General features: G+C 71.3%; 23 protein-coding genes. 14 read left to right on the top strand and 9 right to left on the bottom strand.

Annotated elements, in window-relative coordinates; translation table 11 throughout:
- Window positions 1-134: 134 nt before the first annotated feature.
- A complete protein-coding gene (locus tag OP04_RS16185; RefSeq protein ID WP_033340478.1) occupies window positions 135-2,750 on the top strand; it encodes an MGH1-like glycoside hydrolase domain-containing protein in 2,616 nt (871 codons plus the stop codon).
- Between the two features lie 169 nt (window positions 2,751-2,919).
- Here OP04_RS16185 and OP04_RS16180 read toward each other — a convergent pair whose 3' ends face one another.
- The gene (locus OP04_RS16180; RefSeq protein WP_033340671.1) at window positions 2,920-3,210 is read right to left on the bottom strand and encodes a hypothetical protein; all 291 of its coding nucleotides are present in this window, start codon (window positions 3,208-3,210) and stop codon (window positions 2,920-2,922) included.
- 170 nt (window positions 3,211-3,380) lie between these two features.
- On the opposite strand from OP04_RS16180, the gene OP04_RS16175 reads away from it, so the two are divergent.
- The 3 genes from OP04_RS16175 to OP04_RS53340 all read left to right on the top strand — a co-directional run bounded on the left by OP04_RS16175 (window position 3,381) and on the right by OP04_RS53340 (window position 5,598).
- Entirely contained in the window at window positions 3,381-4,670 is a 1,290-nt protein-coding gene (locus tag OP04_RS16175; protein ID WP_051798015.1) for a hypothetical protein, read from the top strand.
- Between the two features lie 79 nt (window positions 4,671-4,749).
- Window positions 4,750-5,271: a hypothetical protein gene (locus OP04_RS16170; RefSeq protein ID WP_033340476.1), complete on the top strand. Its 522-nt coding sequence runs from the start codon at window positions 4,750-4,752 to the stop codon at window positions 5,269-5,271.
- 66 nt (window positions 5,272-5,337) lie between these two features.
- Window positions 5,338-5,598, top strand: a complete 261-nt coding sequence (locus OP04_RS53340) for a hypothetical protein (protein ID WP_157239882.1) — start codon at window positions 5,338-5,340, stop codon at window positions 5,596-5,598.
- Between the two features lie 286 nt (window positions 5,599-5,884).
- Here OP04_RS53340 and OP04_RS48495 read toward each other — a convergent pair whose 3' ends face one another.
- Window positions 5,885-6,733: a hypothetical protein gene (locus tag OP04_RS48495; RefSeq protein ID WP_051798013.1), complete on the bottom strand. Its 849-nt coding sequence runs from the start codon at window positions 6,731-6,733 to the stop codon at window positions 5,885-5,887.
- Window positions 6,734-6,903: 170 nt separating this feature from the next.
- Here OP04_RS48495 and OP04_RS16160 point away from each other — a divergent pair, with 170 nt between their 5' ends.
- Window positions 6,904-7,392: a DinB family protein gene (locus OP04_RS16160; protein ID WP_033340475.1), complete on the top strand. Its 489-nt coding sequence runs from the start codon at window positions 6,904-6,906 to the stop codon at window positions 7,390-7,392.
- 1,162 nt (window positions 7,393-8,554) lie between these two features.
- Here OP04_RS16160 and OP04_RS16150 read toward each other — a convergent pair.
- The gene (locus tag OP04_RS16150; RefSeq protein ID WP_033340473.1) at window positions 8,555-9,226 is read right to left on the bottom strand and encodes a response regulator; all 672 of its coding nucleotides are present in this window, start codon (window positions 9,224-9,226) and stop codon (window positions 8,555-8,557) included.
- 139 nt (window positions 9,227-9,365) lie between these two features.
- Window positions 9,366-10,592, bottom strand: coding sequence for a sensor histidine kinase (locus OP04_RS16145; protein WP_051798010.1), 1,227 nt, complete (start codon window positions 10,590-10,592; stop codon window positions 9,366-9,368).
- On the opposite strand from OP04_RS16145, the gene OP04_RS16140 reads away from it, so the two are divergent.
- The 5 genes from OP04_RS16140 (at window position 10,584) to OP04_RS16120 (ending at window position 15,490) form a co-directional block, all read left to right on the top strand.
- Entirely contained in the window at window positions 10,584-10,961 is a 378-nt protein-coding gene (locus tag OP04_RS16140) for a hypothetical protein (RefSeq protein ID WP_157239880.1), read from the top strand. The genes OP04_RS16145 and OP04_RS16140 overlap by 9 nt on opposite strands.
- Window positions 10,962-11,236: 275 nt before the next feature.
- Window positions 11,237-11,728 carry a DUF1707 SHOCT-like domain-containing protein gene (locus tag OP04_RS16135; protein ID WP_063746615.1) on the top strand — a complete coding sequence of 164 codons (492 nt, stop codon included), beginning with the start codon at window positions 11,237-11,239 and terminating at the stop codon, window positions 11,726-11,728.
- A gap of 126 nt (window positions 11,729-11,854) precedes the next feature.
- On the top strand, window positions 11,855-12,667 hold the full coding sequence (locus OP04_RS16130; protein WP_033340471.1) for a metal-dependent hydrolase: 813 nt from the start codon (window positions 11,855-11,857) through the stop codon (window positions 12,665-12,667).
- 97 nt (window positions 12,668-12,764) lie between these two features.
- Window positions 12,765-13,850, top strand: a complete 1,086-nt coding sequence (locus tag OP04_RS16125) for a hypothetical protein (protein WP_157239878.1) — start codon at window positions 12,765-12,767, stop codon at window positions 13,848-13,850.
- Between the two features lie 317 nt (window positions 13,851-14,167).
- The gene (locus OP04_RS16120; protein ID WP_033340470.1) at window positions 14,168-15,490 is read left to right on the top strand and encodes a PQQ-binding-like beta-propeller repeat protein; all 1,323 of its coding nucleotides are present in this window, start codon (window positions 14,168-14,170) and stop codon (window positions 15,488-15,490) included.
- A gap of 20 nt (window positions 15,491-15,510) precedes the next feature.
- On the opposite strand, the gene OP04_RS16115 is transcribed toward OP04_RS16120, so the two are convergent.
- A complete protein-coding gene (locus tag OP04_RS16115; RefSeq protein WP_033340469.1) occupies window positions 15,511-16,524 on the bottom strand; it encodes an aspartate-semialdehyde dehydrogenase in 1,014 nt (337 codons plus the stop codon).
- Window positions 16,525-16,714: 190 nt separating this feature from the next.
- Here OP04_RS16115 and OP04_RS16110 point away from each other — a divergent pair, with 190 nt between their 5' ends.
- From OP04_RS16110 to lexA, 3 genes are all read left to right on the top strand, one after another.
- On the top strand, window positions 16,715-17,764 hold the full coding sequence (locus OP04_RS16110) for a DUF4037 domain-containing protein (RefSeq protein ID WP_033340468.1): 1,050 nt from the start codon (window positions 16,715-16,717) through the stop codon (window positions 17,762-17,764).
- A 10-nt stretch (window positions 17,765-17,774) separates the two neighbouring features.
- Window positions 17,775-18,404 (top strand): HAD family hydrolase, encoded by a 630-nt coding sequence (locus OP04_RS16105; protein ID WP_033340467.1) that lies wholly within the window; start codon window positions 17,775-17,777, stop codon window positions 18,402-18,404.
- A 568-nt stretch (window positions 18,405-18,972) separates the two neighbouring features.
- Window positions 18,973-20,697, top strand: a complete 1,725-nt coding sequence (gene lexA, locus OP04_RS56985) for a transcriptional repressor LexA (protein ID WP_198153844.1) — start codon at window positions 18,973-18,975, stop codon at window positions 20,695-20,697.
- 12 nt (window positions 20,698-20,709) lie between these two features.
- Here lexA and OP04_RS16095 read toward each other — a convergent pair whose 3' ends face one another.
- Together OP04_RS16095 and OP04_RS16090 are read right to left on the bottom strand one after the other, a co-directional pair.
- Complete coding sequence (locus OP04_RS16095; protein ID WP_033340466.1) at window positions 20,710-21,213, bottom strand: DUF2199 domain-containing protein; 504 nt, start codon at window positions 21,211-21,213, stop codon at window positions 20,710-20,712.
- Between the two features lie 24 nt (window positions 21,214-21,237).
- Complete coding sequence (locus OP04_RS16090; RefSeq protein ID WP_051798005.1) at window positions 21,238-22,929, bottom strand: bifunctional 3'-5' exonuclease/DNA polymerase; 1,692 nt, start codon at window positions 22,927-22,929, stop codon at window positions 21,238-21,240.
- Window positions 22,930-23,016: 87 nt separating this feature from the next.
- Between OP04_RS16090 and OP04_RS16085 the strand changes: the two genes are divergently transcribed.
- A complete protein-coding gene (locus tag OP04_RS16085) occupies window positions 23,017-23,787 on the top strand; it encodes a DUF4132 domain-containing protein (protein ID WP_033340464.1) in 771 nt (256 codons plus the stop codon).
- Between the two features lie 34 nt (window positions 23,788-23,821).
- On the opposite strand, the gene OP04_RS16080 is transcribed toward OP04_RS16085, so the two are convergent.
- Together OP04_RS16080 and OP04_RS16075 are read right to left on the bottom strand one after the other, a co-directional pair.
- Window positions 23,822-24,718: a carbohydrate ABC transporter permease gene (locus OP04_RS16080; RefSeq protein WP_033340463.1), complete on the bottom strand. Its 897-nt coding sequence runs from the start codon at window positions 24,716-24,718 to the stop codon at window positions 23,822-23,824.
- A 12-nt stretch (window positions 24,719-24,730) separates the two neighbouring features.
- Entirely contained in the window at window positions 24,731-25,642 is a 912-nt protein-coding gene (locus OP04_RS16075) for a carbohydrate ABC transporter permease (RefSeq protein ID WP_033340462.1), read from the bottom strand.
- Between the last annotated feature and the right edge of the window lie 46 nt (window positions 25,643-25,688).

Raw genomic sequence — 25,688 nt, 5'->3', positions numbered from 1 at the left:
GACCACGTTGAAAAAAGCTCACTCATGGTGGCGGGTCAGTGGCGGTAACCCCGCACGACGACAATGAACAGTGTGATCGACTTGGTCATGGGAAGTCTTCCGATGGAAGATTCAGGAGGGGGTGACGGGCGTCGGTGAGTGAGCGGGAGCGTCTGGCGCAAGCGGACTCGGGCGAGCAGCCGTGGCGTGGGTGGGGTCCGTACCTGTCGGAACGCGCCTGGGGCACGGTCCGCGAGGACTACAGTGAGCACGGCACCGCCTGGGACTACTTCCCGCACGATCATGCACGGTCGCGCGTGTACCGGTGGAACGAGGACGGCATGGCCGGCGTCTGCGACGACCGCCAGCTGTTCTGCTTCGCACTGTCGCTGTGGAACGGCAAGGACTCCATCCTCAAGGAGCGGATGTTCGGCCTCGGCGGCGACGGCGGCAACCACGGCGAGGACGTCAAGGACTACTGGTGGTACGAGGACTCCACGCCCACCCACTCCTGGATGCGCTGGCGCTACCACTACCCGCAGGCCGCGTTCCCCTACGAGGACCTGGTCCGGACGAACCGGCTGCGCCGCCGCGACGAGAGCGAGTACGAGCTCGTCGACACCGGCATCTTCGACGAGGACCGGTTCTGGGCCGTCACGGTCGACTACGCCAAGGCCTCGCCCACCGACTACTGCATGCTGGTCACGCTGGCCAACCGCGGCCCGGACGAGGCCACGCTGCACGTGCTGCCCACGCTCTGGTTCCGCAACACCTGGTCCTGGGGCATCCCCGGTCGTGTCCACGTGCCCACCGTGCTCGGCTCCGGCAACCGGCTCATCGGGCAGCACCGCGGGCTCGGGCAGATCGTGCTGGAGGGCGCCGGCGAGGGCCTGCAAGGGCCGCTGGCCTGTGACAACGAGACCAACACCGAGCGGCTGTGGGGGCTGAAGGGGCGCAGCGCGTACCCGAAGGACGGCATCAACGACCACGTGGTCGACGGTGACGACACCATCAACCCGGACGGCGAGGGCACCAAGGCCTCGCTGCACTACACCGTGACCGTCCCGGCCGGCGGGCAGACCACCATCCGGCTGCGGCTGGCGCTGACCGCGCCGGTCACCGCGCCCGAGCTGGACCTCGGCGACGGCTTCGACACCGTGATGCGCCTGCGCGCGGCCGAGGCGGACGAGTTCTTCGGCGAGGTCATCCCGGCCGCCGCACCGCGCGAGGCGGCGAACGTGGCCCGGCAGGCCATCGCCGGGCTCATGTGGGGCAAGCAGTTCTACCACTTCGACGTGGAGCAGTGGCTCTCCGGCGATCCCGGCTCCAAGCCGCCGTCCGGCCGCCGCCACGGGCGCAACAACGCCTGGTGGCACATGAACAGCTTCGACGTCATCTCCATGCCCGACCCCTGGGAGTACCCCTGGTACGCGGCCTGGGACCTGGCGTTCCACTGCGTGTCCATCGCGCGCGTCGACCCCGGGTTCGCCAAGTCGCAGCTGCTGCTCCTGCTCCGCGAGTGGTACATGCACCCCAACGGCCAGATCCCGGCGTACGAATGGGCGTTCGGCGACGTGAACCCGCCCGTGCACGCCTGGGCCGCGCTGCGCGTCTTCGAGATCGACGGCGGCTGGGACCACGACTTCCTCGCCCGCGTGCTGCACAAGCTGCTGCTCAACTTCACCTGGTGGGTCAACCGCAAGGACGTGCACGGCAACAACGTGTTCGAGGGCGGCTTCCTCGGCCTGGACAACGTCGGCCCGTTCGACCGGTCCGCCGCGCTGCCGGTCGCCGGCGTGCTGGAGCAGTCGGACGGCACCGGCTGGATGGCGATGTACGCGCTGAACCTGCTGGACATGGCCGTGCGGCTGGCCATCCACGACCATACGTACGAGGACGTGGCCACCAAGTTCTTCGAGCACTACGCGTACATCGGCATGGCCGCCTACCAGCAGGGCCTGTGGAACGACGAGGACTCGTTCTTCTACGACGTGCTGCGGCTGCCGGACGGCGCGAAACTGCCGCTCAAGGTCCGGTCCGTGGTCGGGCTGCTGCCGCTGGCGGCCACCAGCACGCTCACCGCGGTCACGCTGTCCCGGCTGCCGGAGCTGGCCGCGCGCGTGCGCTGGTTCCAGCACCGCCGCCCGGAGTACGCGGACATCGTCGGCTCCCGCCGGCTCTCCGGCGACGGCCGGCAGCAGCGGTTGCTCGCCATGGTCGGGCAGGAGCAGCTGATGCGGATACTCGCGCGCATGCTCGACGAGGAGGAGTTCCTCTCGCCGTACGGGCTGCGCACGCTCTCCCGCAGCCACCTGGAGAAGCCGTTCACGATCTGGCTCGGCGGCTCCGACTTCACGGTCGGCTACGAGCCGGCGGAGTCGACCAGCGGCCTGTTCGGCGGCAACTCCAACTGGCGCGGGCCGATCTGGATGCCGACCAACTACCTGCTGATCGAGGCGGTCCGCGAGTTCGCCACGTTCTACGGCGACGACCTGCTGGTGGAATATCCGACCAGGTCCGGTAAGAAGGTCACGCTCACCGAGGTGGCGGACGACCTGTCGCACCGGCTGATCTCACTGTTCCTGCCGGACTCCGACGGGCGGCGGCCGATCTACGGGCAGGCCGAGCTGTTCCAGACCCACCCGGACTGGAAGGACCGCATCGTCTTCCCGGAATACTTCCACGGGGACAACGGGGCCGGCCTGGGCGCGTGGCACCAGACCGGCTGGACCGCGTTGGTCAGCGACCTGATCCTGACGGTGTATCGCTGAGCTGAGCTTCTGGTCGTCGCTTCGCTCCTCCGGGCTCGGCGTCACTCCCGGTGGAGGCACCGTAGGCCCGGACGAAGCGCATGTCCGGCCCTACGGTGCCTCCTCCGGTCGCCTGCGCCTCACGAATTCGGGGAGCTCCCGGGCGTACCCTCGTGGCTGATTTTGATCTTTAAAGCGCCGCGTGGTGTGCGATGTCGCGACGCATGATCGTCTCGGCCACCCGCTGCAGCTCGGCCGGGTCCGGCTGCCAGGCGTCCGCGATGTCGTGGTGCAGCCCGGCGCGCGTCTCCTCGAGCAGGCGCGCCCGGACCACGTCCACCGGCTCGCCCGCGTACTCGTCGCGCACCTTCACGGTCGCGGCCTGCAACGCGGAGGTCAGCTGCTCCTCCAGCGCGCCGCGCAGCCGCCGCTCCACCGGCCCGAGCTGCCGGACATCCAACGTGACCTTCGGTTCGTCCAAATCGGACATGCGAATCCCCCTGGTGGCGCCGTAATGCCTGTTCGCGCTCGGTACCCAGTCCGCTCGGCGTGGCAAACGTCATGCCCCCGAAAACTTTCGTAGCCGCTCGGCAACCTCATGGCGGTCGATGTTCGCTACTCTCTTGTCGGGATCAAGGCGGGGAGGCAGTCGTGACCAGGCTCGCTCGGGCTCTTGCCGTGCTGTTGTTCGTGCTGAGCGGGGTCTTCGCGGGTGCGCCCGCCGTCGCCGCACATCCGCCGGCCTGCGCGGACGGGAGCGTCACGCTCACCGCCGAGGAGGCCCGGCTCGACCGCCCGGTGCCCGGCGGCACCGCCTCCGTCCCGGCCGAGCTGATCCGCCGTGGCAACTTTGAAGCGCTGGTCCAGGGATTCACCCGTGGCCTCTGCGCGGTGCCGAGCAAGAGCATCGCCGGGGGGTACGCGGAGGCGACCGGCCGGCTGCTCTTCGAGTCCGCCGTGGCACGGGCCCAGCGGTCGCTCTCCATCGGCGCCGCGCTGCCCGCCGACGACGACCGTCCGTTGTACTGGACCCGGCTCGCGCTCACCCGCGCGCTGCGGCAGTGGACCCCGTCGTTCACCGTCACTCCGGCGGACCGTGCCTCCTGGGAGAAGCGCCTCGAATACGCGTCCCGTGGCCTGACCGGCAGCGCGTTCCGCCCGGAGCGCGGCGCCCGCAAACTGATGATCTCCGGCTTCGACCCGTTCCAGCTGGACGCGGAGATCCGCCGCGGCAACCCGTCCGGCGCGGTCGCGCTGGCGCTGGACGGCCGCGTGCTCACCGCACCCGACGGCACCCGCGTGCAGATCCAGGCCGTCATCTTCCCGGTCCGCTACCCCGACTTCGACCGCGGCATCGTCGAGGACGCCTACCGGCCCGCGCTCGCCCGCCGCCCCGACCAGGTCACCACGATCAGCCAGGGCCGGCCCGGCGCGTTCGACCTGGAGGCCTACAACGGCCGTCGCCGCTCCGCCTCCGCGCCGGACAACCTCAACATCTGGGGCGGCGGCACGCTCGCGGCCCCGGTCGTCTTCCCGAACGTCGGTCCCGGCGCCGAGTTCGTGCCCAGCACGCTGCCGATGGAGGCGATGAGCCAGGCCGGCGGCCTCTTCCCGATCCGGATCAACACGACGGTCCGCGAGATCCCGGCCGGCAGCACGATCCCGGTCGTGCGCACGGACGGGCCGACCGAGGGCTCGATCGCGTCCGAGGGCGGTGGCGGCGGCTACCTCTCCAACGAGAGCGCCTACCGCGTCACCCGCCTGCTGACCGAGGTCCCGTCCGCGCCGCCCGGCGGCCACGTGCACACGCCGGTCCTCGCCTTCGACCCCGCCAACACGACCGAGCTCAGCGACCCGGTCTTCGAGGCCAACCGCGCCGCCATCATCGCCCAGACCACCGCCGTCCTCCTCGCCGGCCTGGCCGGCTCCCCGGCCGCCTGACCGCGCCAGATTTCGGAGGCCGTCGGCTCGCTCATGAGGCCATCGGAGAGCCGTATCCCTCGTTCGCATTCAGCAGCCGATGAACGAGGGGCTCGGAGTCATCGCGCTGACACATGACCGGCTCGAGGAGGCGGCCGCACGATTCGCCTCGCAACTCCGTCTTCACCAACAGTTGGGGGAGGTACGCCGGACCGGTCTCGCCATGCTGAACCTGGGCATCGTGGACAACGAGGCCGGCAGATTCGAGCGGGCGGCGCCCGTGCTCCACGGAGCGCTCGGAATCCTCGCCGGCCTGGACCGCTCCGATCCGTACAACGAAGCGCGGGCCAGGATCGAGTTCGGCCGGGCGCTCGGCGAGATCGGGAACAACGATGCCGTCACACAGCTCGCCCTCGCGGTCGAGCAGATGCGCGAGGTCGGTTCGGACAGAGGTGTGGCGCAGGCACTGCACCGTCTCGGTGAACATGCGTGGCGAATGCGGTGCACCGACGAGGCACGCCGGCATCTCACCGAGTCGGTCCGGCTGTACCGGCTCACCGCGGAGACCGAGGCCGGACAGGTCCAGCAACTGCTCGACTCCGTACCGGCGGACCTCGTCTGATCCGGCACACGTCGTCGCCCAGGACACTCGCACCCGGCCCGGAGGTCGTCCGGCGGTGAGCCAGGTGTGGAACGCCGCCCCGAGAAGCGGCTCGGGCTCTACCGCCGGCGTCAGCCGCACCATGTTCCCATCACGGCAGGCAAGGCCGCCCGGCCCGAGAGCAACAAACGCATACGGGTGGCGGGCGAGCACGCAGGCCAGGCACTGCGCGGGCTGACGCACGATGACGACATCGGCCAGGAACCGCCAGCGTGGCGCCGCAGCAGTACCGATCGTCGTGACGACTACCGTGGACCGGCACCCGTCCGCTTCTCGCACGACCCCTGAGGCACGGTCAAGCCGAGAAGGCGGTACATCTCCGATCGCAAACGATCTGCCGCGTCTCCCGGCACGCTGCTGACCAGTTCGGCGACTGCGGCCGTGACAGAGTCCCGCCGACGCCATGCGGCATCGAGCTGCGCGGAGACAGGTCTGTCCGTAGTCAGCTCCGGTGCCAGCCGGGCCAGTACGGCTGCGGCTGACCCGGCTCTGAGGATGCCCGGCGGCGGAGGTGTCAGCAGCACCGGCACACCGGATGCCGCCGCGTACACCACCGCCGAGCCATGATCACCAATCACCACGTCCGAAGCCACGACGAGTCCACGCCAACCGGTCGGGGGAACCCAGCGCAGGCCATGCCGGCTCTCCCGTCCGCCCATGCCGCGATCTGGCGCGGTCCGTGCGTGTACCACGCGGCCGGATGCAACACCGCACGTGTGTGAGCGCCGTCCAGGCTCCTGATCAGGTCGCTGATCATCGGCCAGGCGCGGGCGTAAAGCGAGTCAGGCCCCCAGGTCGAGCTGATCGCCACCACCGGCCGGTCGTCACGGACACCCAACGCAGCCCGGTAGACCGCACGGTCCGGCCCGCTGGCGGTCAAACGGTCGAGACACAGGTCGCCGGTCAGTACAGCCCGCGAACATGCCTCCGGACACTGTGCCTCGAGTGTCCGAAGCGCCGCCTCGTGCGTAACCGCGACCGAGGCCGGCACCACCCTGCCGTAGTGGGTCAGCCACGGCCTGGACAGTCCGACGACGAACCCGCTCGCCGGATCCCCGACGCTGGCGGGGACGATCCGATTGTTCATTGCGCCGTGCGGAAGTTTGAGGATCGGGCCCTTCAACTCGTAGAGATGCCCGCTGTCCGCGGCGATCACGAGGTCGAACATCGTTCGCGTCGCCTGCTCCCAGGTGACAACGAGTCCGTCCAAGCGCCGTAGTTCCGTCCGGCGTCCACCCGTGAGCACGTCGGGCGCCAGCACGAATGTCGTCTGAATCCGCGGATCTGTCTCGAGCAGCTCGACAGCATCGAGCACGGATCGCAGCGTGGCGACCGTATGCACCACGGCGAGGACCGTCCGCTCCGGTGATGCCGTCCGCCACAGTTCAGCGTCGGTGCCGATGCCCGGCGTCATCTCATTCATTCGCCAATGCCTCTCTTCGTCGAACGCGAGAGGGACATCGTGCTTCCGGACGCGTGCGCCAACCCGGACACGAATCCGGACAGCAGAGTGAACATCCTCGTTTAGGACAGGATCTGTCCGTCACTCTTCCTAGGCTGAGGCGGTCACATCTTCAGTGGAGAGGGACCATCATGCTGACTGGCGAGCGCGCCGACCTGGTGAAACTGCTGGACCGCCAGCGCGGCTTCCTGCGCTTCACGGTGCAGAACCTGACCGACGAGCAGGCCGCGTCCCGGCCGGTGCCGAGCACCACGCTGTCCCTGGGCGGCCTGATCAAGCACGTCTCCGCGACCGAACAGTCCTGGTACGCGTTCGCCACCGGCACGGAGAGCACCGGCGCCGGCGCGGAGAACTGGGCCGACGCGTTCCGGATGACCGAGGGCGAGACGCTGGCCGGTCTGCTCGCGGACTACGAGAAGGTGGCCGCCCGCACCGACGACCTCATCGCCACGGCGGACCTGGACGCCTCCTACCCGCTCCCCGAGGCCCCCTGGTTCGAGGCCGGCGCGTCCTGGTCCGTCCGCCACGTCCTGATCCACCTCATCGCCGAGATCTCCCAGCACGCCGGCCACGCCGACATCATCCGCGAGGCCATCGACGGCCAGAAGACCATGGGCTGACCGCCGCGGGCCGCACACGATTCCGCCGCAGGCCCCGCGCGCCGCCCTTCCCGCACGGTGCGGCCCGCCTGGCCGGTGAACGCTCGAGCATGCCCAGCCCTCGCTCCCACGCTGAGCATCGGCCGCTTCAGATCCTTCCCGCTTCCGGCACGGTGCGGCCCGTGCGCTCCCCGCTCGCACCAGCCTGAGGGGAGCCCCCTGCCACAGCGGCCGGCGCACACGTCTCGAAATCAAGATCCAGTTCATTTTCCCGCTTCCGGCGTGGTCGCGGTCCGCATGCTCCCGCGGGCAAACCTCCGCCGGGCCGAAGACTCCGCCGGCGCTCCGCTTCGGCCCGCCGATCGGAGCCGGTCCCGCCGCTGGTCCCGTACAACCAGCGACCCTCCACTCACGCTGCAAACCCGATATTTCACCCTAAAGCGCCTTCCGACCACCAGCCCACTACAAGATCATCCGTAAACTCGGAGCGCCCAGCGAGCCAAAGGATCATTGAGCGATGCAAAAAGGAGATCAACTAGCGCTGTTGACCTCCTTTTCGTATCGCTCAATGATCCTTTGGCCTTAGCGATGCGAGCACCGCGGTCGAAACGGCTCGTCACCGCGCAAACACGAGCGCCTTATCACGAAATTTCGGACGCGCAGCGCCCGCTCGTCGACTCAGCCCCGCAGAGGTTCCCTCGGCCCCGCAGAACGGGCCGGCCACTCCGCAGGCACAGCGCCCACCCAAGCAAACCACCCCGGACATGTCCGGCGTCGCGACAGATCAACAGGGCTTTATACCGAAATTTCGGGCACGGTAGATGCTCGACCTGCCGACTTGGACCGCCTACCAACGTGCACTCGGACGCCGAGCCCTACAGCGATCGCCGCACGCCAGGCACCGCACGCCAGGCGCACTCACCGCGCTGGACGCCGGCATCACCGCGATGCTCGACTTCTCGCACAACGCCCGCAGCGCCGCCCACTCCGACGCGGCGCTCCGCGGCCTCGCGTCCACCGGCATCCGCGGCGTACACGCGTCGATGCGCCGCACGCCAGGCGCCCGAAATTTCGGGAAATAGTGACCCTGGAGGTGAGCGCGGATCGTTCTGCTGCTGGAGGCGAGTGGGGCGCTGCGGTACAGGGCGCCGGCGCAGGTCGAGGTGCAAGGTGCGTGTGGCGATCAGGCCAGCCAGGTGGGGCGGACGAGGGCGGACTCGTAGGCGTAGACGACGAGTTGGGCGCGGTCACGGGCGGCGAGTTTGATCATGGCGCGGGAGACGTGGGTCTTGGCGGTGGCGGGGCTGACGTGGAGGCGTTCGGCGATCTCGTCGTTGTTGAGGCCCTCGCCGACCAGCGCGACCACCTCCCGCTCGCGATCCGTCAGGGGGTCCAGCGACGGCGGCGGCGGGGCGGGGACGCTACGGCCGCGGGTGGCGAACTCGGCGATCAGGCGACGTGTGACGCCGGGCGAGAGGAGTCCGTCGCCGGCCGCGACCGCGCGGATGCCGCGGAGCAGGTCGACCGGCTCGGTGTCCTTGACCAGGAAGCCGGAGGCGCCGACGCGGAGCGCCTCGAAGAGGTACTCGTCCAGCTCGAACGTGGTCAGGATGATGATCCGGGTGTCGGTGAGCGCGGGGTCGGCGGCGATGCGGCGGGTCGCCTCCAGGCCGTCGACGCCCGGCATGCGGATGTCCATCAGCACCACGTCGGGGCGGGTGGACGCGGCCAGCGTGGCGGCGGCGAGACCGTCCGCGGCCTCGCCGACGACCTCGAGGTCGGGCTCCGCGTCCAGCAGAGCGCGGAAGCCGGCCCGGACCAGCGCCTGATCGTCCGCCAGCAACACTCGGATCACGTGGCAGTCCCTTCCAACACGGGCAGAGGCCCGACGTGCAGATATACGCCGGACACGGCCGGCGGACCGCCGGACGTCTCGGGCCGTGCGCGGGAGCCGGCCAGGGCCAGCGGGTGATCCTTGACCGGCAGCACGTGGATCACGCGGCGGTCCCTTCCGGCGTGGGCAGGTGCGCGACGACCATATATCCGCCGGACGCGGTCGGTTCCGCGGCCAGCGTCCCGCCGAGCGCCTCGGCCCGCGCGCGCATGCCGGGCAGGCCGATGCCGGAGCCGCGTGGCACGCCGGGGTCCGCGACGCCGGGCTGGTTCTCCACGCGCAGGTCGAGGCCGGCCGGCGTGTAGCCGACGGTGACCGTGGTCGCGGCGCTGCCGGCGTGGCGGCGGACGTTGGTCAGCGCCTCCTGGACGATCCGGTACGCCGCGCGGTCCACCCCTGCCGGGACCGGGCGGGGCGTGCCGAGGACCACGGTGCGGCAGGGCAGGCCCGCGTCCTCGGTGAGCGCGTCCAGGCGGGCCAGGCCGGGCGCGGGGGCGCGCGGTGCGGACTCGTCCTCCTCGGCCAGCGCGCCGAGCACGGCCCGGACCTCGCGCAACGCCTCCGAGCTGGCGGTCTTGATCGCGGCGAGCGCGGAGCGGGCCTGTTCCGGGCGGCTGTCCATCAGGTGCAGGCCCACGCCGGCCTGCACGTTGATCAGCGACAGGTGGTGGCCGATCACGTCGTGCAGTTCGCGGGCGATGCTGAGCCGCTCCTCGCTGGCCTGCCGTTTGTCCTGCTCCTCGCGGGCACGTTCCTCCTCGGCAGCGGCGCGCAGCATCTCCGCGATCCGGATCTCCCGGTTCCGCGTGCCCTCGGCGCCGACCACCATGACGATCGTGACCAGCGCGATGATCGCCAGCGCGGTGATCGACGGGCGGTTGCCGGGCGACACGCCGAGCTGATCGGCGAAGACCCGCCCGGCCAGCACGTAGGCCAGCAGGCCGCCGCCGGCCACTGCCGCGACGCGGATCGCCCGGTCCGCGCGCACGCCGTTGATCACGGCGACGATCAGCGCGAAGAAATACGGCCCTCCGGGAAAGCCCATCAGGGTGTACGCGATGGCAGCCGCCCCGGCCACGGCCACCGGCAGTACCGGGAACAGCCGGCGGACCAGCAGGACCACCGGGCCGGCCAGCAGCAGCACGATCATCAGCGGCTCGAACGCGACCCAGCTGCCGGCCACCGCCCGGACGCCGAGCACCTGCACCAGCGCGGCGAAGACGGCGACGCCGGCCGGCGAGTCGGGCTTCTTCCGCTCCGGGTTCCCCCACGAGGGCGGGCCGCCGCCGTGGTGCCAGCCGCGCTGACGCCCCTGCTGATGCCGCATGCGACGCAGCAGTTCCTGCCGGATGTGCTCCTCACGCTCCCGGTGCGCGCGCTCGCGGGCCGCCGACCGTTCCCGGACCCGGCGCAGATGGTCGTCGTGCCGCTCCTGCGCCGACCGCCGCCGACGCCCCCCGCCCGGCGCCGCACCCCCGGCCCGAGCGGCAGCCTGCTCGGCACCAGGGTCGGCACCCGGCCGCGGGCCGCCGGTCACCGCAGCACCAGGAGTAATACCAGGCTGCGCACCGCCGGCCGCCACACCACCAGAAGCAGTGCCGGACCGGGCGCCGCCGGCCGCCACAGCACCAGAAGCGGCACCGGGCTGCGCGCCGCCACGCGTAACACCCGGCTGCGCGGCGTCGCCGGCCGGTGAGCCACCGGCCGGCACACCACCGGGCGACGACGGATCGGATGAGTGAGGCACGTCCACGACGGTAGGCCACCGGAGGGCGGCGCGGCGTCACCGGAGCGCGGGCTCTCGTCGTACCCTCGCGGCGGTATGTCGTTGATCTTCAGCTACTCCGCCCGGCGTAGCCGGAGCGTGCGCCCACTCCGCACGGACCGCCGGAAGTGACGCCCGCGGCCCGACGTGCCGCTCCCCCTCCGGCGCGCACGCTGGGACCCGGCCACACAGACCGGGAGGACATCATGGAAGCCACACAGACCGGCAGGATCCGCACGTCGGACGCGGAGCGTGAGCAGACGGCGGAGATCCTGCGTGCCGCGATGGGTGAGGGGCGGCTGCCGCTGGACGAGGGTGAGCAGCGGATGACCGCGGTCTACGCGGCCGTCTACCGGGACGAGCTCGCGCCGCTGACCGAGGATCTGCCCGGTCAGGGGTGGCCGGCGCTGTCCCGCACGCCGGAGCACCGCGCGTTCGCCCGGCGCCGGCTGGGCGGGCACGTCAGCGGCGTCGCACTGGTCAGCGGCGTGCTGATCGCGATCTGGGCCGCGGCGGGCGCGCACTTCTTCTGGCCGATCTTCATCATCGTCCCGATGGTGCTGAGCATCGTCAAGCACGCCTCGTTCGTCCGGCACGGCGCGGACTGGCAGGCCCGCGACTGGCACGGACACGGGCCGTGGGGTCCCGAGGGCCGTCGTCCGTACCACCACGGACGTGCCTTCCGACACGTGTCTTAATTGGACCCGTGGCGGTGTTTGATCACGAACGGCTGACCTGACACAGTGTGGCGGGCCCGCGAGCCCCGGAGGCGACTGGCGCTGACGGACGGTGCGCGCGGGCACACCCTGGGGAGGGTACGCACGATGATGGGGCCGCAGCATGCGCTGTCCGGCGCGGCAGCCTGGCTGGCCGGGTGCTGGGCGCTGGACCAGTTCGCCGGTTACGAGCAGTCTCCGGTCGCGATCGCGGTCGGGACCGCCATGTGTGCCGGAGGTGCGCTGCTCCCGGACATCGACATCTCCGGCAAGGTCACCAAGAACAAGGGCGGCGCGACCGTGGCCCGCACGTTCGGCGTGTTCTCGCTGTTCGTGGCCGAGGTCGTGGAGAAGTTCTCGCTGGGCGTCTACACCGCGACGCGGCTGAGCAAGGACCCGAAGCGCGACAACGGGCACCGCACGTTCACGCACACGCTGCCGTTCGCCGCGCTGATCGGCTGGGGCACCGGCGCGCTGTGCGACGCGTTCGGCAAGTGGGCCGTGCTCGGCATCCTGTTCTTCATGATCGGCCTGGCGCTGCGCGGCGTGTTCGACGAGTGGGCCGACAAGGCCGGCTGGGTCGTGATCACGCTGGTCTCCGCGGGCGCGGCGTGGTTCGCGTTCACGCAGCTGGACAGCGATCGCGGTTATCCGATGCTGGGCGTGGCGATCGGCCTGGGCTGCGTGATGCACCTGTTCGGCGACATGATCACCAAATCCGGCGTGCCGATCCTCTGGCCGATCCCGACCGGCAAGGGCCGGATGTGGCGCATGATCGGCATCAACGACAACTGGGCCATCAAGGTCGGCGGCAAGTTCGAGACGATCTGGCTGCGCGGCGCGTTCACGGTGATCGCGCTGGCGTCCGCGGCGGCACTGCTCGGCCGCGCGATACTCCACCGCTTCAACATCGAGATCTAGATCAAGATCATCAGGGGGTACGCGGCGCGCCCGCGTACCCCCTGATTGTTTTCCGGGTTCCCACCCGGCATTTATGGTCGGCACTTAGCCTCAGCGCATGAAGATCAGGTTGCTGGTCCTGGCGTTGCTGCTGTGGTCCGTGCCCGCTCCGGCCGCCGCCGCGCCCGCGGTCGGCTACGGCGGCTTCCGGGTCGTCCGCGCCGCGGCCGGCACCCCCGAGACGCCGGCCGTGTTCCTGCCGGTCGGCTACGAGATCCTGCGGAACGCGCCGAGCCGGGCGGAGTACTTCGCGTTCGTCCGCGGGCCGGCCGGACCGGTCACCGTGACCGTGGCGTGGGAGGGGCAGACGGTCGCGGACGTCATCTCCGGCAAGGCGCACGTGCCGGTCACGCGGGACGGCTCCACCGTCCGCTTCACGCTCACGCTGAGCGGCGCCTCCGTCAATCAGAACACGCTGCAGGTCTTCTCCTATCCGAGCGGGAGCACGGCGACCGGCGTCTACTGGCGGGTCGAGCACAACGACCCGGACCGGGTGGCGGGCCCGTGGACCGGCGTGGCGTGGCCGGGGAACCAGGCGGCCTCGGTGATCAACTACATGGTGGCGGCGAACCTGGTGCTGCAGGACTCCGGGCTGGCCGCGGAGGCACGGCGGCGCGGGCACTTCTTCGCGCTGATGGGCTTCGAGACGAACAACCCGCTGCATCCGGACAACCCGCCGCACTGGCACCTGTCCTACTACCCGGGTGCGGGCTTCGGCGCGGCCGGCGCGCACGTGCCGCACTTCTGGATCGACGCGGCCGGGAAGACGTTCTACAACGGCATGGACGTCCAGGGCCGGGGGCGCACCGCGTTCTACGCGGGCGATCCGGCGCAGATCAAGGATCCGGCGGGCGCGCTGATCGTCACGATGACCATCCGGGCGGACGGCGGCCTCGACGTCGCGGGCCCGAACGGCGGGCCGGTCTACTCGATCACGTCGCCGGGCGGGAACTTCGGCGCGGAGGTGACGGTGCTGCGGGGCGGCGCGCCGTGGCGCTGGGTCCGCAGTGACGACAATGTGACCGGCGGGGTGCTGGTCACGCTGGTGGGGAGGCTGGAGGCGCCCGGCCACCACATCCAGCGCGTCGTGTACCGCTACGACCGGCTGACCGGGACGATCCTCGAGGTGACGCGGCCGAGCTGACCCGACGGGCGCCACGCGGAACGGCGGGGCGACCGGCGCTGTCGAGCAGGTCCGCGTCCCGGCAGCCGCGCGACGTGGCCGCCCGGTCGGCGCGACGGGCGAGCAGGCAGCCGCCCAGGCGCCGTCCGCACCGGTCGGCGCGGTCGCGCCCGGCCCGGCGAGCAGCCGCCGGACCGGCGGCGCGTGTCAGCCGCACCGGTACGTACAACCCTTGGGTCGGCGCGGCAGCCGGGCACCGGGTGGGCAGCGGCCTAGGCTCGACCCACCCCATTTCCGATTTGTCGGATTCGGAAGGCGGGGCCGGCTCCGGAGGAACGATGAGACGACGCTGCCTGCTCGCCGCCGCGCTGACCACGCTGCTCGCGGTCCACGGCCCGGCCACCCCCACGCCCGCGATCGCGATGTCCACGGCTGCCACGCGCTCGATCACCACGCCCTCGATCACCACGCCCTCGGCAACCGCGATCGAGAGCGCTGCGGCCAAGCCCGCCGGCCTTGAAACCGGCACCCACCTCTCCGGCGACTGGACGCACGGTCACGGCGATGCCGGGAATACCGGATACCAGCCGTTCACCGGTGGGCTGAGCACCACCAACGCCACCCGGCTGCACGAGGCCTGGCAGATCACCGGCACGCCGCGCGGCACGCTGGCCGCGGCCGGGGGCGCGCTCTACCTGCCCGTCTCCGTGGAGGGTGCCGGGTCGGCGATCGTCAAGCTCGATGCCCGTACCGGCGCGGCGTTGCCTTTCGGGGTGGAGGCCGACGGATGGCTGGGCCAGCCCGCGGCCGTGAACGGCACGATCGTGACCGTCGCGTCGGACATGGCGAACCGGCACGAGCTGCGCGCCTACACCCCGGACGGCCGGCTGCGCTGGCGCGTGCCGCTGCGCACCGACCGGCAGGCCGACGATCTCGCCGTGGATGACGGGCTGGTCTTCGTCGGCGGCGGCATGGACTGTCACTACGACTGCGCGCAGTCGCGGCTCCAGGCGTACCGGCTGAGCGACGGCACGCTGGCGTGGGAGTCCGACGTCGCCGGTGACCTGCAGTACGAGGCACCGGCCGTCGCGGGCGGCACGCTGGTCTGGCCGATGCGCGACAGCTCCGGGACGCGGCCGGTGGCGTTCGACGCGAGGACCGGCTCACCCCGCTGGGGCGCGCCGGCGAGCCGCGGCGGGATCTCCGAGCTGGTGGTCACGGAGGACACGGTCTACGCGATCGAGGGCGAGGAGCTGTGCGCCTGGATCGCCGCGACCGGAGGCAAGCGCTGGTGCCGGAAGGATCTCGCCTACGTGAGCGTGTCCGTGGCGCCGCAGCGCACGACCAAGCGGGACACGCCGTCCGTGGTCTATACGGGCGCCGGCAACACGCTCCGCGCGCTCGACCCGGCTGACGGCAGCATCCTCTGGTCGATCCGGACGAACGGCGATCCGCGCCCGGTCACGGCCGGCGGCGGCCTGGTGTTCGCGCAGCTGTGGCGCGCGCAGGACACCCGGATCGCGGTGCTGGACGCGTCGGACGGCCACATCCTCTGGGACCGGGTGATGAGCCGTGAGGGGATCTTCGGCACGATCGTCCCGGCGTACGGCCGGCTCTACGCGGTCGACCCGTACGAGTCCGTGCTGGCCCTGGAGCCCTGACCGGGCCCCAGGGACACGCTTCAGACGAACAGCTCGGCGATCTGCACCGCGTTCAGCGCGGCGCCCTTGCGCAGGTTGTCGTTGGAGCAGAAGAACGACAGGCCGTGCTCCACGGTCTCGTCGCCGCGGATGCGGCCCACGAACGTCGGGTCCTGACCGGCTGCCTTCAACGGCGTCGGCACCTCCTCCAGCAGCACGCCGGGCGCGGACGCCAGGATCTCCCGCGCACGAGCCGGCGTGATCGGACCGGCGAACCGCGCGTTGATCTGCAGCGAGTGGCCGGTGAACACGGGCACGCGCACGCAGGTGCCGGAGACCTTCAGGCCGGGGATGCCGAGGATCTTGCGGCTCTCGTTGCGGAGCTTCTGCTCCTCGTCCGTCTCGTTCAGCCCGTCGTCCACGATCGCGCCGGCCAGCGGCAGCACGTTGAACGCGATCGGCTGGGAGAACTGCTTCGGCGCCGGGAACTCGACCGCGGACCCGTCGTGGGTCAGCTCCGCCGCCCGCGCCGCGACCTCGATCACCTGGTCGGACAGCTCGGACACGCCGGACAGCCCGGCGCCGGACACGGCCTGGTAGGTGGCGACGACCAGCGCCTCCAGCCCCGCCTCCTCGTGCAGCGGCCGGAGCACCGGCATCGCGGCCATGGTGGTGCAGTTCGGGTTCGCGATGATGCCCTTGGGGCGGTCCTGCGCGGCCTGCGGGTTGACCTCCGCGACGACCAGCGGCACGTCCGGGTCCATCCGCCAGGCGGACGAGTTGTCGATCACGATGGCGCCGGCGGTTGCGACCGTGGGCGCCAGCTCCTTGGACGAGCCCTTGCCGGCCGAGAAGAGCACGATGTCGAGGCCGGAGAAGTCGGCCGTGGCCGCGTCCTCCACCGTCACCTCGCCGCCGGCCCAGGGCAGCGTGCGCCCGGCCGACCGTGCCGACGCGAACAGCCGCAGCTGCTCGACCGGGAAGTTGCGCTCCGCCAGGATGCGCCGCATGACGCCGCCGACCTGACCCGTTGCTCCGACAATGCCAATCCGCATGACGAGGAGGTTACCGAGCTTCGCCGGCCAGCTCGAATCCGGAATCCCACCAGGTGAACGGGGGTGTGCGGATGGCCGCAGGTGTTGTGTGCGGACGGCGGGCGCACCGGATTTTCCGCGGCCGGCCCCGAGACGCGCCGGAGGAAAAATAGTGCGGGAAATGCCACACCCACTGTCATCATGCATATCCATGGAGTCCGGGATCGCGCTCGCGCAGGCGTACCATCGCGAGATCGTAGGGCCTCTGCTGGCCACGGAGGTGCCACGTCTGCCGCACGCGGTCGGGCGGCTCGGGTCCGGCTCGGACATGCTCGGCTTCGACGACGCGCTCAGCCGCGACCACGACTGGGGCCTGCGGCTGCACCTGCTGCTCGACGACGCGGACGCGGACCTGGTGCCCTACCTGGACGCGCTGCTGGAACGCGAACTCCCCGACCGGTTCCGCGGCCACCCGGTGCGCTTCGGCACGACGTGGGAGCGGCAGCCCCGGCACAAGGTGCACGTGCAGACCGTGCCCGCGCTGGTGCGCGAGCGGACCGGCGTCGCGTTCGACCCGGCGGAGACGACCGACTGGCTGATGCTGACCGGCCAGGCCGTGCTGGAGGTCATCGGCGGCCCGGTCTTCGCGGACACCACCACCTGGCTGGGCCCGCTGCGCGCGTCGCTGAGCCACTATCCGCCCGAGGTCGAGCGGTACGTGCTGGCCGCGGGCTGGCACCGGCTGTCCCGCATGCCGCTGCACGCACGCGCCGCCGCGACCGGTCAGCCGCTGCACTCCCGCCGGATGGCCGGCACGCTGGCCGAGGACGTGATGCGGCAGGCGTTCCGGCTGTGCCGCACGTGGGCGCCCTACGACAAGTGGTTCGAGCGCGCGTTCCACCGGCTGCCGATCGCGGCGGAGCTGACCGGCCCGCTCGCCACCGTGCTGCACACCGGCGACGCCCGTGTGCGGGAGGACGCGCTGGTCACGGCCGTGCGCGTGCTGCTGCACCGGCAGCGTGCGATGGGCCTGCCGACCCCGGCGGACGGCATCGGCCCGTTCTTCGGCCGCCCCTACCGCGCGGTCCGGCCGGAGGTCCCGGCCGCGCTCACCGACGGCCTCACCGACCCGCTGCTGCGCCGGCTGCCGCCGGAGATCGGCGCGATCGACCAGTGGCTCGACAACCCCTGGCTGCTCTCCCAGTCCCGGATGCGCGCGCCGCTCGCCGCCGCCTACGGCCAGTGGCTGGCGAACGCCTAATCTGTCCGCCATGCAGCGGTCCGTGGACGCCATCGTGTTCGACATGGACGGCACGCTGCTGGACTCGCACGAGATCGTGATCTCGGCGTACCGGGACACCGTCGCCGACCCTGCACTCAGCGACGCGGCCGTCCTCGCCGCGTTCCCCGCCGGGCCGCCGGCCGCGGTCCTGGCGCGGCTGCTCGGGCGCGCCGCCACCGCCGCTGAGCTGCGGCGATATCACGCACTGCTGGCGGACGCCGCGGATCGGGTGCCGGTCTACCCCGGCGTCACGGACCTGCTCGCCGCAGCCGGTCAGCGGGCCGGGCTCGGCGTCTTCACCGGCGCCAGCCGCCAGGCCGCGCGCATCCTGCTCGGGTTCGGCGGACTGCTCGGCTACTTCCGCGTCATCGTCGGCGGCGACGAGGTCCCGGCGCCGAAACCGGACCCGTCCGGCGTACTGCGGGCGTGCCAGGCGCTGGGCGTGCACGCGTCCCGCGTCGCATACGTCGGCGACAGCCCGCTCGACCTCCTGGCCGCGCGCCGGGGCGGGGCGCTGGCGGTGGCGGCCGCCTGGTCGTCACCGGATCTCGGGGGCTCCGCGGAGCTCGCCCACCTCGTGGCGGCGACGCCGTCCGACGTGCTGTCGCTCTTGGAGTAACCAGATCTTCCCGCTCACGTGGTGGTCCGGTTCCGCATGCTTCCGTCGGCACCGGTCCAACGCCGCTCGGCCTATTTGGATCGTGACCCACGGGCTCACCGCGAAGGGCTTCCGGGCGGGAGCGGGCGCTGCGCGCCCGAAATCTCACCATAAAGGAGCCATCATCGGGTACGTCAGGGCTGCCGCAATCAACCAGGCACTCCGCGCCCGAAATTTCATGAAATAGTGTCCCGCGCGCCTACCGGGCCCTCACGTCGGCATCGAAGCTCAGCATTTGAAGTGGCCTTTCCGCCGCCCCGGTGTCGGAGGCTCCCGCCGGAGGCCCGTCGGAGGCCCGCCGGAGACCGCCGGAGACAAAACAGCAACCAGCCCACCCAAAGCAATCAATAGCGCGAAATATCTGGCGCACCAACGCCCGGCCAATCGCGGCCGGACCCAGACCTCAACGCCGAAACACAAGCACATGGCGCCTCAGGCACCGACCGTCGCCGACCCCCTCCTTCCGGTTCCACAGGTGGCACCAAACCCATACTGGTCACCGACAACGACAGGCCCGACACTCATCTCCGTGGATGTCGAGTCGTTGACCGCGCCGGACGGGGCAACCCTGGCCGTACGCCGGACCGGGCAAGGAGTGCCGGTGGTGCTGGTGCACGAGTCCGCGGGCGGATTGTGGTCGTGGGATCGGGCCGCGCGGGGCCTGGCGGACGAGTTCACGGTGTGGGTCTATGCGCGGCGGGGATACGCGCCGAGCGGCGCGGGAGTGCGGGCGAAGACGTTCGCCGGCGAGGCCGCCGACCTCGCCACCGTGCTGGCGGCCGCGGGCGGAGCCTATGTGGCGGGCGCGTCCTACGGCGCGACGGTGGCACTGCATGCGGCCGTGCTGTACCCGGAGAAGGTCGCCGGGGCGGTGCTGTTCGAGCCGCCGCTCTTCGCGGCCGGGGCGGAGGTGGCCGCCCTGATCCCGGAGTTCCGCGCACACCTCGCACGCGGTGATGCGGAGGCGGCGACCCGTCTGCTGGCCGAGCGGGTCGCACGGACACCCGCGCGCTTCCTCGAAGCGCTCGCGGCGACGACCCGCAGCGGTCCCGGCCTGACCGGCTGCCTCTCCGACCTGGAGGCGATGGGCGCGGACAGCACGGATCTGGTGCGCTGGCAGGCCGTACCGGTCCCGGTGCTGCTGTTGCAGGGCGGCGCGTCGTGGCCACCGCTACCGGACACGATGGACGGTCTGGCCGCCGCGTTACCTCACGTGACCCGCGAGATCTGGCCGGACGAGACCCATTTCGCGGTCCACACGTCCCCGTCCCTGTTCACGGACGCCATCCGCCGGCCGGCACGGATACCGGCGGCAAGACACTGGGCCGGACCATCGCGTCAGCGGGCTCGGGGTCTGGGGTCGCCCCCAGAAAAGCGCAAGGCCGGCACGGATACCGGCGGCAAGACACTGGGCCGGACCATCGCGTCAGCGGGCTCGGGGTCTGGGGTCGCCCCCAGAAAAGCGCAAGCGCCCGCGGGAACAACGCTGCCGCACCGCGCCGGAAGCGGGAGGATGAGCGGGACCTTCCGGAGTCCGGGCGTAAATCACCCTGGGTGGTCGGCGCGCCTGAGCGGCGGTGAGGCGGGGATGGGGCAAGATCCTCAGGTGCTGTGGGCTGAAGATCTCGACACCTCGACGCTGACCGATCGTCAGCGCGCCATCCTGGGCGTCATCCGGGACTGGGTGGTGCGGCACGGGTACTCGCCGTCCAGCAGGGAGATCGGGGACGCGGTCGGGCTGGCGTCGACGTCGTCGGTGAGCCGGCATCTGCGCGCGCTGGAGGAGCTGGGGTTCCTGCGGCGGGGGCGTACGGCGACGCGGCCGGTGGATGTGCGCATGTTCCTGGAGAGCAGCGGCGGCGGCCGGCGGGACGGCGACGAGACCGTGGGTGTGCCGCTGGTCGGTGTGATCGCAGCCGGCACACCGATCATGGCCGAGGAGACCACGGAGGAGACGCTCCAGCTCCCCCGCGATCTGGTCGGGCGCGGCACGCTCTTCTCGCTGCGCGTGCAGGGTGACTCGATGGTCGACGCCGCGATCACGGACGGCGACATCGTCGTGGTGCGCCAGCAGCCGGACGCCTACAACGGCGACATCGTGGCCGCCATGATCGACGAGGAGGCCACGGTCAAGGTCTTCCAACGCCGCCACGGCCACGTGCTGCTGGAGCCGCGGAACCCCGCCTACGCCCCGATCGACGGCGACCGCGCCACCATCCTCGGCAAGGTCGTCTCCGTCCTCCGCCGCGTCTGAGCCGCCGGCGGGCTAGTCCTGCGCGTGGTGGAGCAGCGACGCGATCTCGTGGACGCGGGCGGTGCTGATGCCGTGGTGCTGCTCGACCGCGAGCGGGTGGCCGGTCGGCTCGGTCAGGACGTGCGGTTGCTCGCCGAGCGGCGCGGTGTGGACCCGGAGCTTGATGTTGATCGTGCTGTGCGGGTAGACCGGCAGCTCTGTGGAGAGCCAGCCGAAGTAGGACGACTCCGACTCGCGGCCGGGCGTCTCCCGGAGCGAGGTCATCCGGGTGAAGCTCTCCCGGCTCAGTGAGGTCCAGATGCCCCACGTGAAGTCGTGCTCGGCGTCGTGCACGGGGATGACCAGGCGGGCGCGCACGAAGTGGTGTTCGCCCTTGATGACGCAGAGATCGTCGCTCAGCATGCTGTCCCGGTCCGAGGCCAGGTCGTCCGACCAGTAGGCCGGGGCCGTCGTGCCGTAGCTGAACGGCACGCCGTCGTGGCGCTCGCCGCAGCGTGCGCAGTCGTACGCGGTCATGATCGGTAAAGGTACCGGAAGGCGTCAGGGTTTCGCGTCGACGTAGCGGTCGACGATGGACGGTTCCAGGGGGAAGCGGACCGGGCTGTCGCCGAAGAGGAGCCGACCGGCCTGGTCGGCGGCCTCCTGTGCCGCGGCAGCGACCTCGGGGGCCTGATCCGCCGGGCAGTGGACGACGACCTCGTCGTGCTGGAAGAAGACGAGTTCGGCGTCGGTGCCGGCCAGGGCGCCACGCAGCGTGGCCAGCAGGACCAGCGCCCATTCGGCGGCGGTGGCCTGGATGACGAAGTTGCGGGTGAAGCGGCCCCGGGCGCGCGCGTCGGGCCGGCTGCGGGGCACGTCGCCCTCCTCCGCGGACCCGCCGCCCGTGTCACCGGACAGCGATGCCAGGTCCGCGTGCGCGGGCGGGCAGGTGCGGCCGAGCCAGGACCGGACCAGTCCGCCCTGCTCACCGGCGCGCGCGGCTGCCTCCACGTGGTCGAACGCCCGCGGATAGCTGCGCCGCAGCACCGCGAGCGCGAGGACGGCGGCGCCGCCGGTCTGCCCGTACATGGCGCCGAGCAGCGCGACCTTGGCCTTGGCCCGGTCGCCGCCGAACGAGTCCGTGGCCAGCGCGGCGTAGAGGTCCCCGGCGGCGCCGGCCGCGGCGAGGCGGGCGTCACCGGAGACCGCGGCCAGGACGCGCGGCTCGAGCTGGCCCGCGTCCGCGACCACGAGTTTCCAGCCGGGGTCGGCGACGACGGCGCGGCGGACGACCTTGGGGATCTGCAGCGCGCCGCCGCCGCGGGTGGCCCAGCGGCCGGAGACGACGCCGCCGGCCACGTATTCGGCGCGGAAGCGGCCGTCCTGGACCCAGGCCTCGCGCCAGGCCCAGCCGTGGGCGGTCCAGATGCGGTGCAGCTCCTTGTATTCCAGGACGAGCGGGACGGCGGGGTGCCGCACGTCGCGCAGCACCCAGGCGCGCGTGCTGGGCAGGTCGAACCCGGATCTGGCGAACGCGCGCAGCAGCTCGGCGGGTGAGTCGGGGTTGAGGCCGCGTACCCCGAACGCGTCGTTGATCTTCGAGGCCAGCTCGGCGAGCCGGCGCGGACGGCCGCCGACCGGGGACTGCGGGCCGAGCAGCTCGACCAGCAGTTCGTCGTGCACGGCCGCGTCGAACGGCAGGCCGGCGCGGCCCATCTCGGCGGCGATGAGCGCACCGGCGGACTCGGCCGCGACCAGCATCCGGAACCGGCCGGGGTGGGCGGTGGCGGCGATCCGGGCGACCTGGTCCGCGTAGACCTCGGTGACGGCGGTGAGCGGATCCGCGCCGGCGGCGACGGGTGACGGGGCGGTGTCGAAGAGCACGGGCTGGCTGCCGCCGGGCGGCTCGGCCTGGCGGGGCGGCGGGTCGCGCGGGACCGGGCCGCCGGTGAGGCGTGCCCAGGCGGCCGGGAGCGCGCGCGGCTCACCCCAGCGGCCGGCGTGACCGAGCAGCAGCGCCTCGGTCAGCTCGAGGTCATGGCAGCGCTCGACGCGGACGCCGTCGCGCAGCAGCCCGGGGTAGATCGCGTCGGTGGCGGACCAGAGCCAGCGTGGGTGGTCGCGCTGCTCGCGGACCGAGACCGCGCCGGCCAGCGAGGCGACCGGCGTGACCCGGCCGGCGGGTGCCCCGTCCGGGCGCAGCGGGGCGAGGCGACCACCGCCGCCCTCCCCCGTCACCGCCGCAACCAGCACGTTCCCATTCTGCGCCGCGGGTACGACAGCGAAACTGTCGGAGGGCGCGGTCAGCGTGTGCGCCGGGAGTACGGGGCAGGAGCGAACATGGTGCATCCACGGCGGGGCGGAGCCGTCTACGAGCCGGAGCCGCAGGCGGCGGCGCAGGCGGCGGCGCAGGCGGCGGCGCAGGCGGCGGCGCAGGCGGCGGCGCAGGCGATGACGATGACACCGCCCGACGAGCGGTCGTCCCCGGAGCTCATCGCCGCCGTGCTGGCCTGGCTGCGCCGTCATCCGGAGTCGGCCGCCCGCGCGCTGATCCCGGCAGCACCCGGATCGCAGGCGACCACGCGACGGCAGGCCACCGGTGCGCTCGCCGCGCTGGTGTCCGCCGGGCGCCGGGACACCGTTCTCGACTCGCCGTTCACGCTCGCGGACGACGCCGTGGTCCGGCTCGCGCACCCGGCGCTGCTGGACAACCTGAAGGAGTGGTCCGAGGTGTTCGCGGACTACGAGATCGTGCAGCCGTTTCCGCAGCTCGGCCGCGAGGTGTTCACGCTCACCGCGACGGAGCGGGCGCAGACACGGCTGTCCGGGATGACGGGCCGAGTCGTACCCACGCTGTCTTTGATCGGTCTTGAGAGGCGCGGGTGGGAGCGGGATGCGGCCGGGGACGGCGGAGATCAGTCGCGGTTCCGGCGGGCGCTGCCGGACGGGCGACAGATCGTCGTCGACATCAGTCCGGGGATCCAGGCCGGGGAGCCGTCGCTGCACCCGGAGCAGACCGTCGAGGGGGTGTGGATCGCGCCGCACGGGAACGAGTTCGGGACGCTGGACGCGGTGGCCGTGTCGGAGCTGGTCAGGGACCTGGGGTTCTGAGGGGTGGCCGGAACCCGGCCACCCCTCAGAAGACCTACTTGACCGCGCCGGAGGTGAGGCCGGACTGGATCTGACGCTGGAAGATCGCGTAGATGACGATCATCGGAAGGATCGCCATGGTCAGCGCCGCGAACAGGCCGCCCCAGTCCGCGTCGAAGCCGGCGCTGGTGGAGATGTTCGCGATGCCCTGGGTCAGCACCCACTTGTCCTCCGCGCCCTCGCCCTGGAGGAGCGCGAGCGGGAGCAGGTACTGGTTCCACTGGCCGATCACGTTGAAGATCGTGATGCTGATCAGGCCGGAGCGGGCCATCGGCATCATGACCTGGAAGAACAGCCTGGTGTGCGAGGCCCCGTCCATGGTCGCGGCCTCGGCCACCGAGTTCGGCAGCGATTTGAAGAACGCGGCCAGGAAGAACACGGTGAACGGCAGCGAGTACGCGATGTAGACCAGGATCAGGCCGAGGTACGAGTTGAGCAGTCCCAGGTTGCGCACCACGAAGAAGAGCGGCACGAGCGCCAGGAAGACCGGGAAGGCCAGGCCGGACACGAACAGGTAGTAGATGATCCGGTTGCCCCAGAAGCTGTACCGGGCCAGCACGTACGCGGCCATCGCGCCGAGCAGCATGGTGCCGGCCGTGCTGAGCGCGACCACGAACACGCTGTTCAGGAAGTACTGGCCGACGTGCGCCTCGGACCAGGCGCGGGTCCAGTTGTCCAGGCGGAGCGCGCCGGGCATGGTCCAGGCGTCGCCGAAGATCTCCTCGTTGCTCTTGAACGAGGCGAGGAACGTCCAGATCAGCGGCGCGATGATGAGCAGCGCCCAGACCGCGAGGAACGCGTGGCCGAAGCCGGCCAGGATGTTGACCTCGCGCCGGGTCTTCTCCGGCGAGGGGGCGGCAGACTTGGATGCCGGCTTGGTGTCGATTGCCATGATTGTCCCGCCTTACATCTCGACCGATTCGCGGCGGCTGACCCGGAGGCTCAGCGCGGCGAACGTGATGGTCAGGAAGAACAGCGCGACGCCCATCGCGGACGCGTAGCCGTACTTGGAGTAGGTGAACGCGTTCCGGTAGATCTCCATACCGATCACGGTGGTGGAGCCGTCCGGTCCGCCCTGGTCGACGGAGAGCGTCTGGACGATCGCGAACGCGTCGAACGCGGCGATGCCGAGGTAGACCCAGGCGACCTGGAGCGTGTCCCACAGCAGCGGCAGCGTGACCCGGAAGAACATGCTCATCCGGGTGGCGCCGTCCAGCATCGCGGCCTCGTAGATGTCCTTCGGGATGTTGGACATGCCGGCCGAGAAGAGCACCACGTAGAAGCCGACGGCCTGCCAGACCAGCACCGCGATGATCGACCAGAGCGCGATCTTCGGCTCGATCAGGAAGCCGATCGGCTCCAGCCCGGCCTTGGTGATCAGGCTGTTGATCATGCCGGAGCCGTCCGGGCGGTAGATCGCCTGGAACAGCACGCCCAGGATGGCGACCGCCAGCACCTGCGGGAGGAAGAAGACGACGCGGTAGAACTTGGAACCCCAGACGCCGGTCATGATCCCCTTCTGGGAACCGCCGCCGACGTTGAGCATGAACGCGAGGAAGAGCGCGATGATGATCGTGATCAGCGGCAGCGCGAGCAGCAGGATCCCGTGGTGCTGCAACGCCTTCCAGAACGCATCGTCGTTCGTGAAGAGCCGCTGGAAGTTCTCCAGGCCGACGAACTTGCCGGGAGACAGCCCTCGCCAGTTCGTCAACGCCATGTAGAAGGCCTGCGCGTACGGCGCGATGACGAAGACGACGTAGATCGTCACCGGGGCTGCGAGGAACCCGATGACGAACGGGTACTTGCCGTGCCGCATGTGGACCAGATCCTCAGGAAAGATGGGCGGGACGCGCTGGTGCGAC

The sequence above is a fragment of the Catenuloplanes japonicus genome (genome assembly GCF_000717135.1).
GTDB lineage: Bacteria > Actinomycetota > Actinomycetes > Mycobacteriales > Micromonosporaceae > Catenuloplanes > Catenuloplanes japonicus.
The sequence above is the reverse complement of the archived record's forward strand: the minus strand, read 5'-3'. Positions and strand labels throughout refer to the sequence as shown.

Coding starts and splice junctions, on each gene's coding strand:
- OP04_RS16170 (WP_033340476.1), top strand. CDS start 4,750: ATGAACGAGGGGCTCGGAGTCATCGCGCTGACACATGACCGGCTCGAG.
- OP04_RS48495 (WP_051798013.1), bottom strand. CDS start 6,733: ATGAATGAGATGACGCCGGGCATCGGCACCGACGCTGAACTGTGGCGG.
- OP04_RS16160 (WP_033340475.1), top strand. CDS start 6,904: ATGCTGACTGGCGAGCGCGCCGACCTGGTGAAACTGCTGGACCGCCAG.
- OP04_RS16140 (WP_157239880.1), top strand. CDS start 10,584: ATGCCGCATGCGACGCAGCAGTTCCTGCCGGATGTGCTCCTCACGCTC.
- OP04_RS16145 (WP_051798010.1), bottom strand. CDS start 10,592: ATGCGGCATCAGCAGGGGCGTCAGCGCGGCTGGCACCACGGCGGCGGC.
- OP04_RS16135 (WP_063746615.1), top strand. CDS start 11,237: ATGGAAGCCACACAGACCGGCAGGATCCGCACGTCGGACGCGGAGCGT.
- OP04_RS16130 (WP_033340471.1), top strand. CDS start 11,855: ATGATGGGGCCGCAGCATGCGCTGTCCGGCGCGGCAGCCTGGCTGGCC.
- OP04_RS16125 (WP_157239878.1), top strand. CDS start 12,765: ATGAAGATCAGGTTGCTGGTCCTGGCGTTGCTGCTGTGGTCCGTGCCC.
- OP04_RS16120 (WP_033340470.1), top strand. CDS start 14,168: ATGAGACGACGCTGCCTGCTCGCCGCCGCGCTGACCACGCTGCTCGCG.
- OP04_RS16115 (WP_033340469.1), bottom strand. CDS start 16,524: ATGCGGATTGGCATTGTCGGAGCAACGGGTCAGGTCGGCGGCGTCATG.
- OP04_RS16110 (WP_033340468.1), top strand. CDS start 16,715: ATGGAGTCCGGGATCGCGCTCGCGCAGGCGTACCATCGCGAGATCGTA.
- OP04_RS16105 (WP_033340467.1), top strand. CDS start 17,775: ATGCAGCGGTCCGTGGACGCCATCGTGTTCGACATGGACGGCACGCTG.
- OP04_RS16095 (WP_033340466.1), bottom strand. CDS start 21,213: ATGACCGCGTACGACTGCGCACGCTGCGGCGAGCGCCACGACGGCGTG.
- OP04_RS16085 (WP_033340464.1), top strand. CDS start 23,017: ATGGTGCATCCACGGCGGGGCGGAGCCGTCTACGAGCCGGAGCCGCAG.
- OP04_RS16080 (WP_033340463.1), bottom strand. CDS start 24,718: ATGGCAATCGACACCAAGCCGGCATCCAAGTCTGCCGCCCCCTCGCCG.
- OP04_RS16075 (WP_033340462.1), bottom strand. CDS start 25,642: ATGCGGCACGGCAAGTACCCGTTCGTCATCGGGTTCCTCGCAGCCCCG.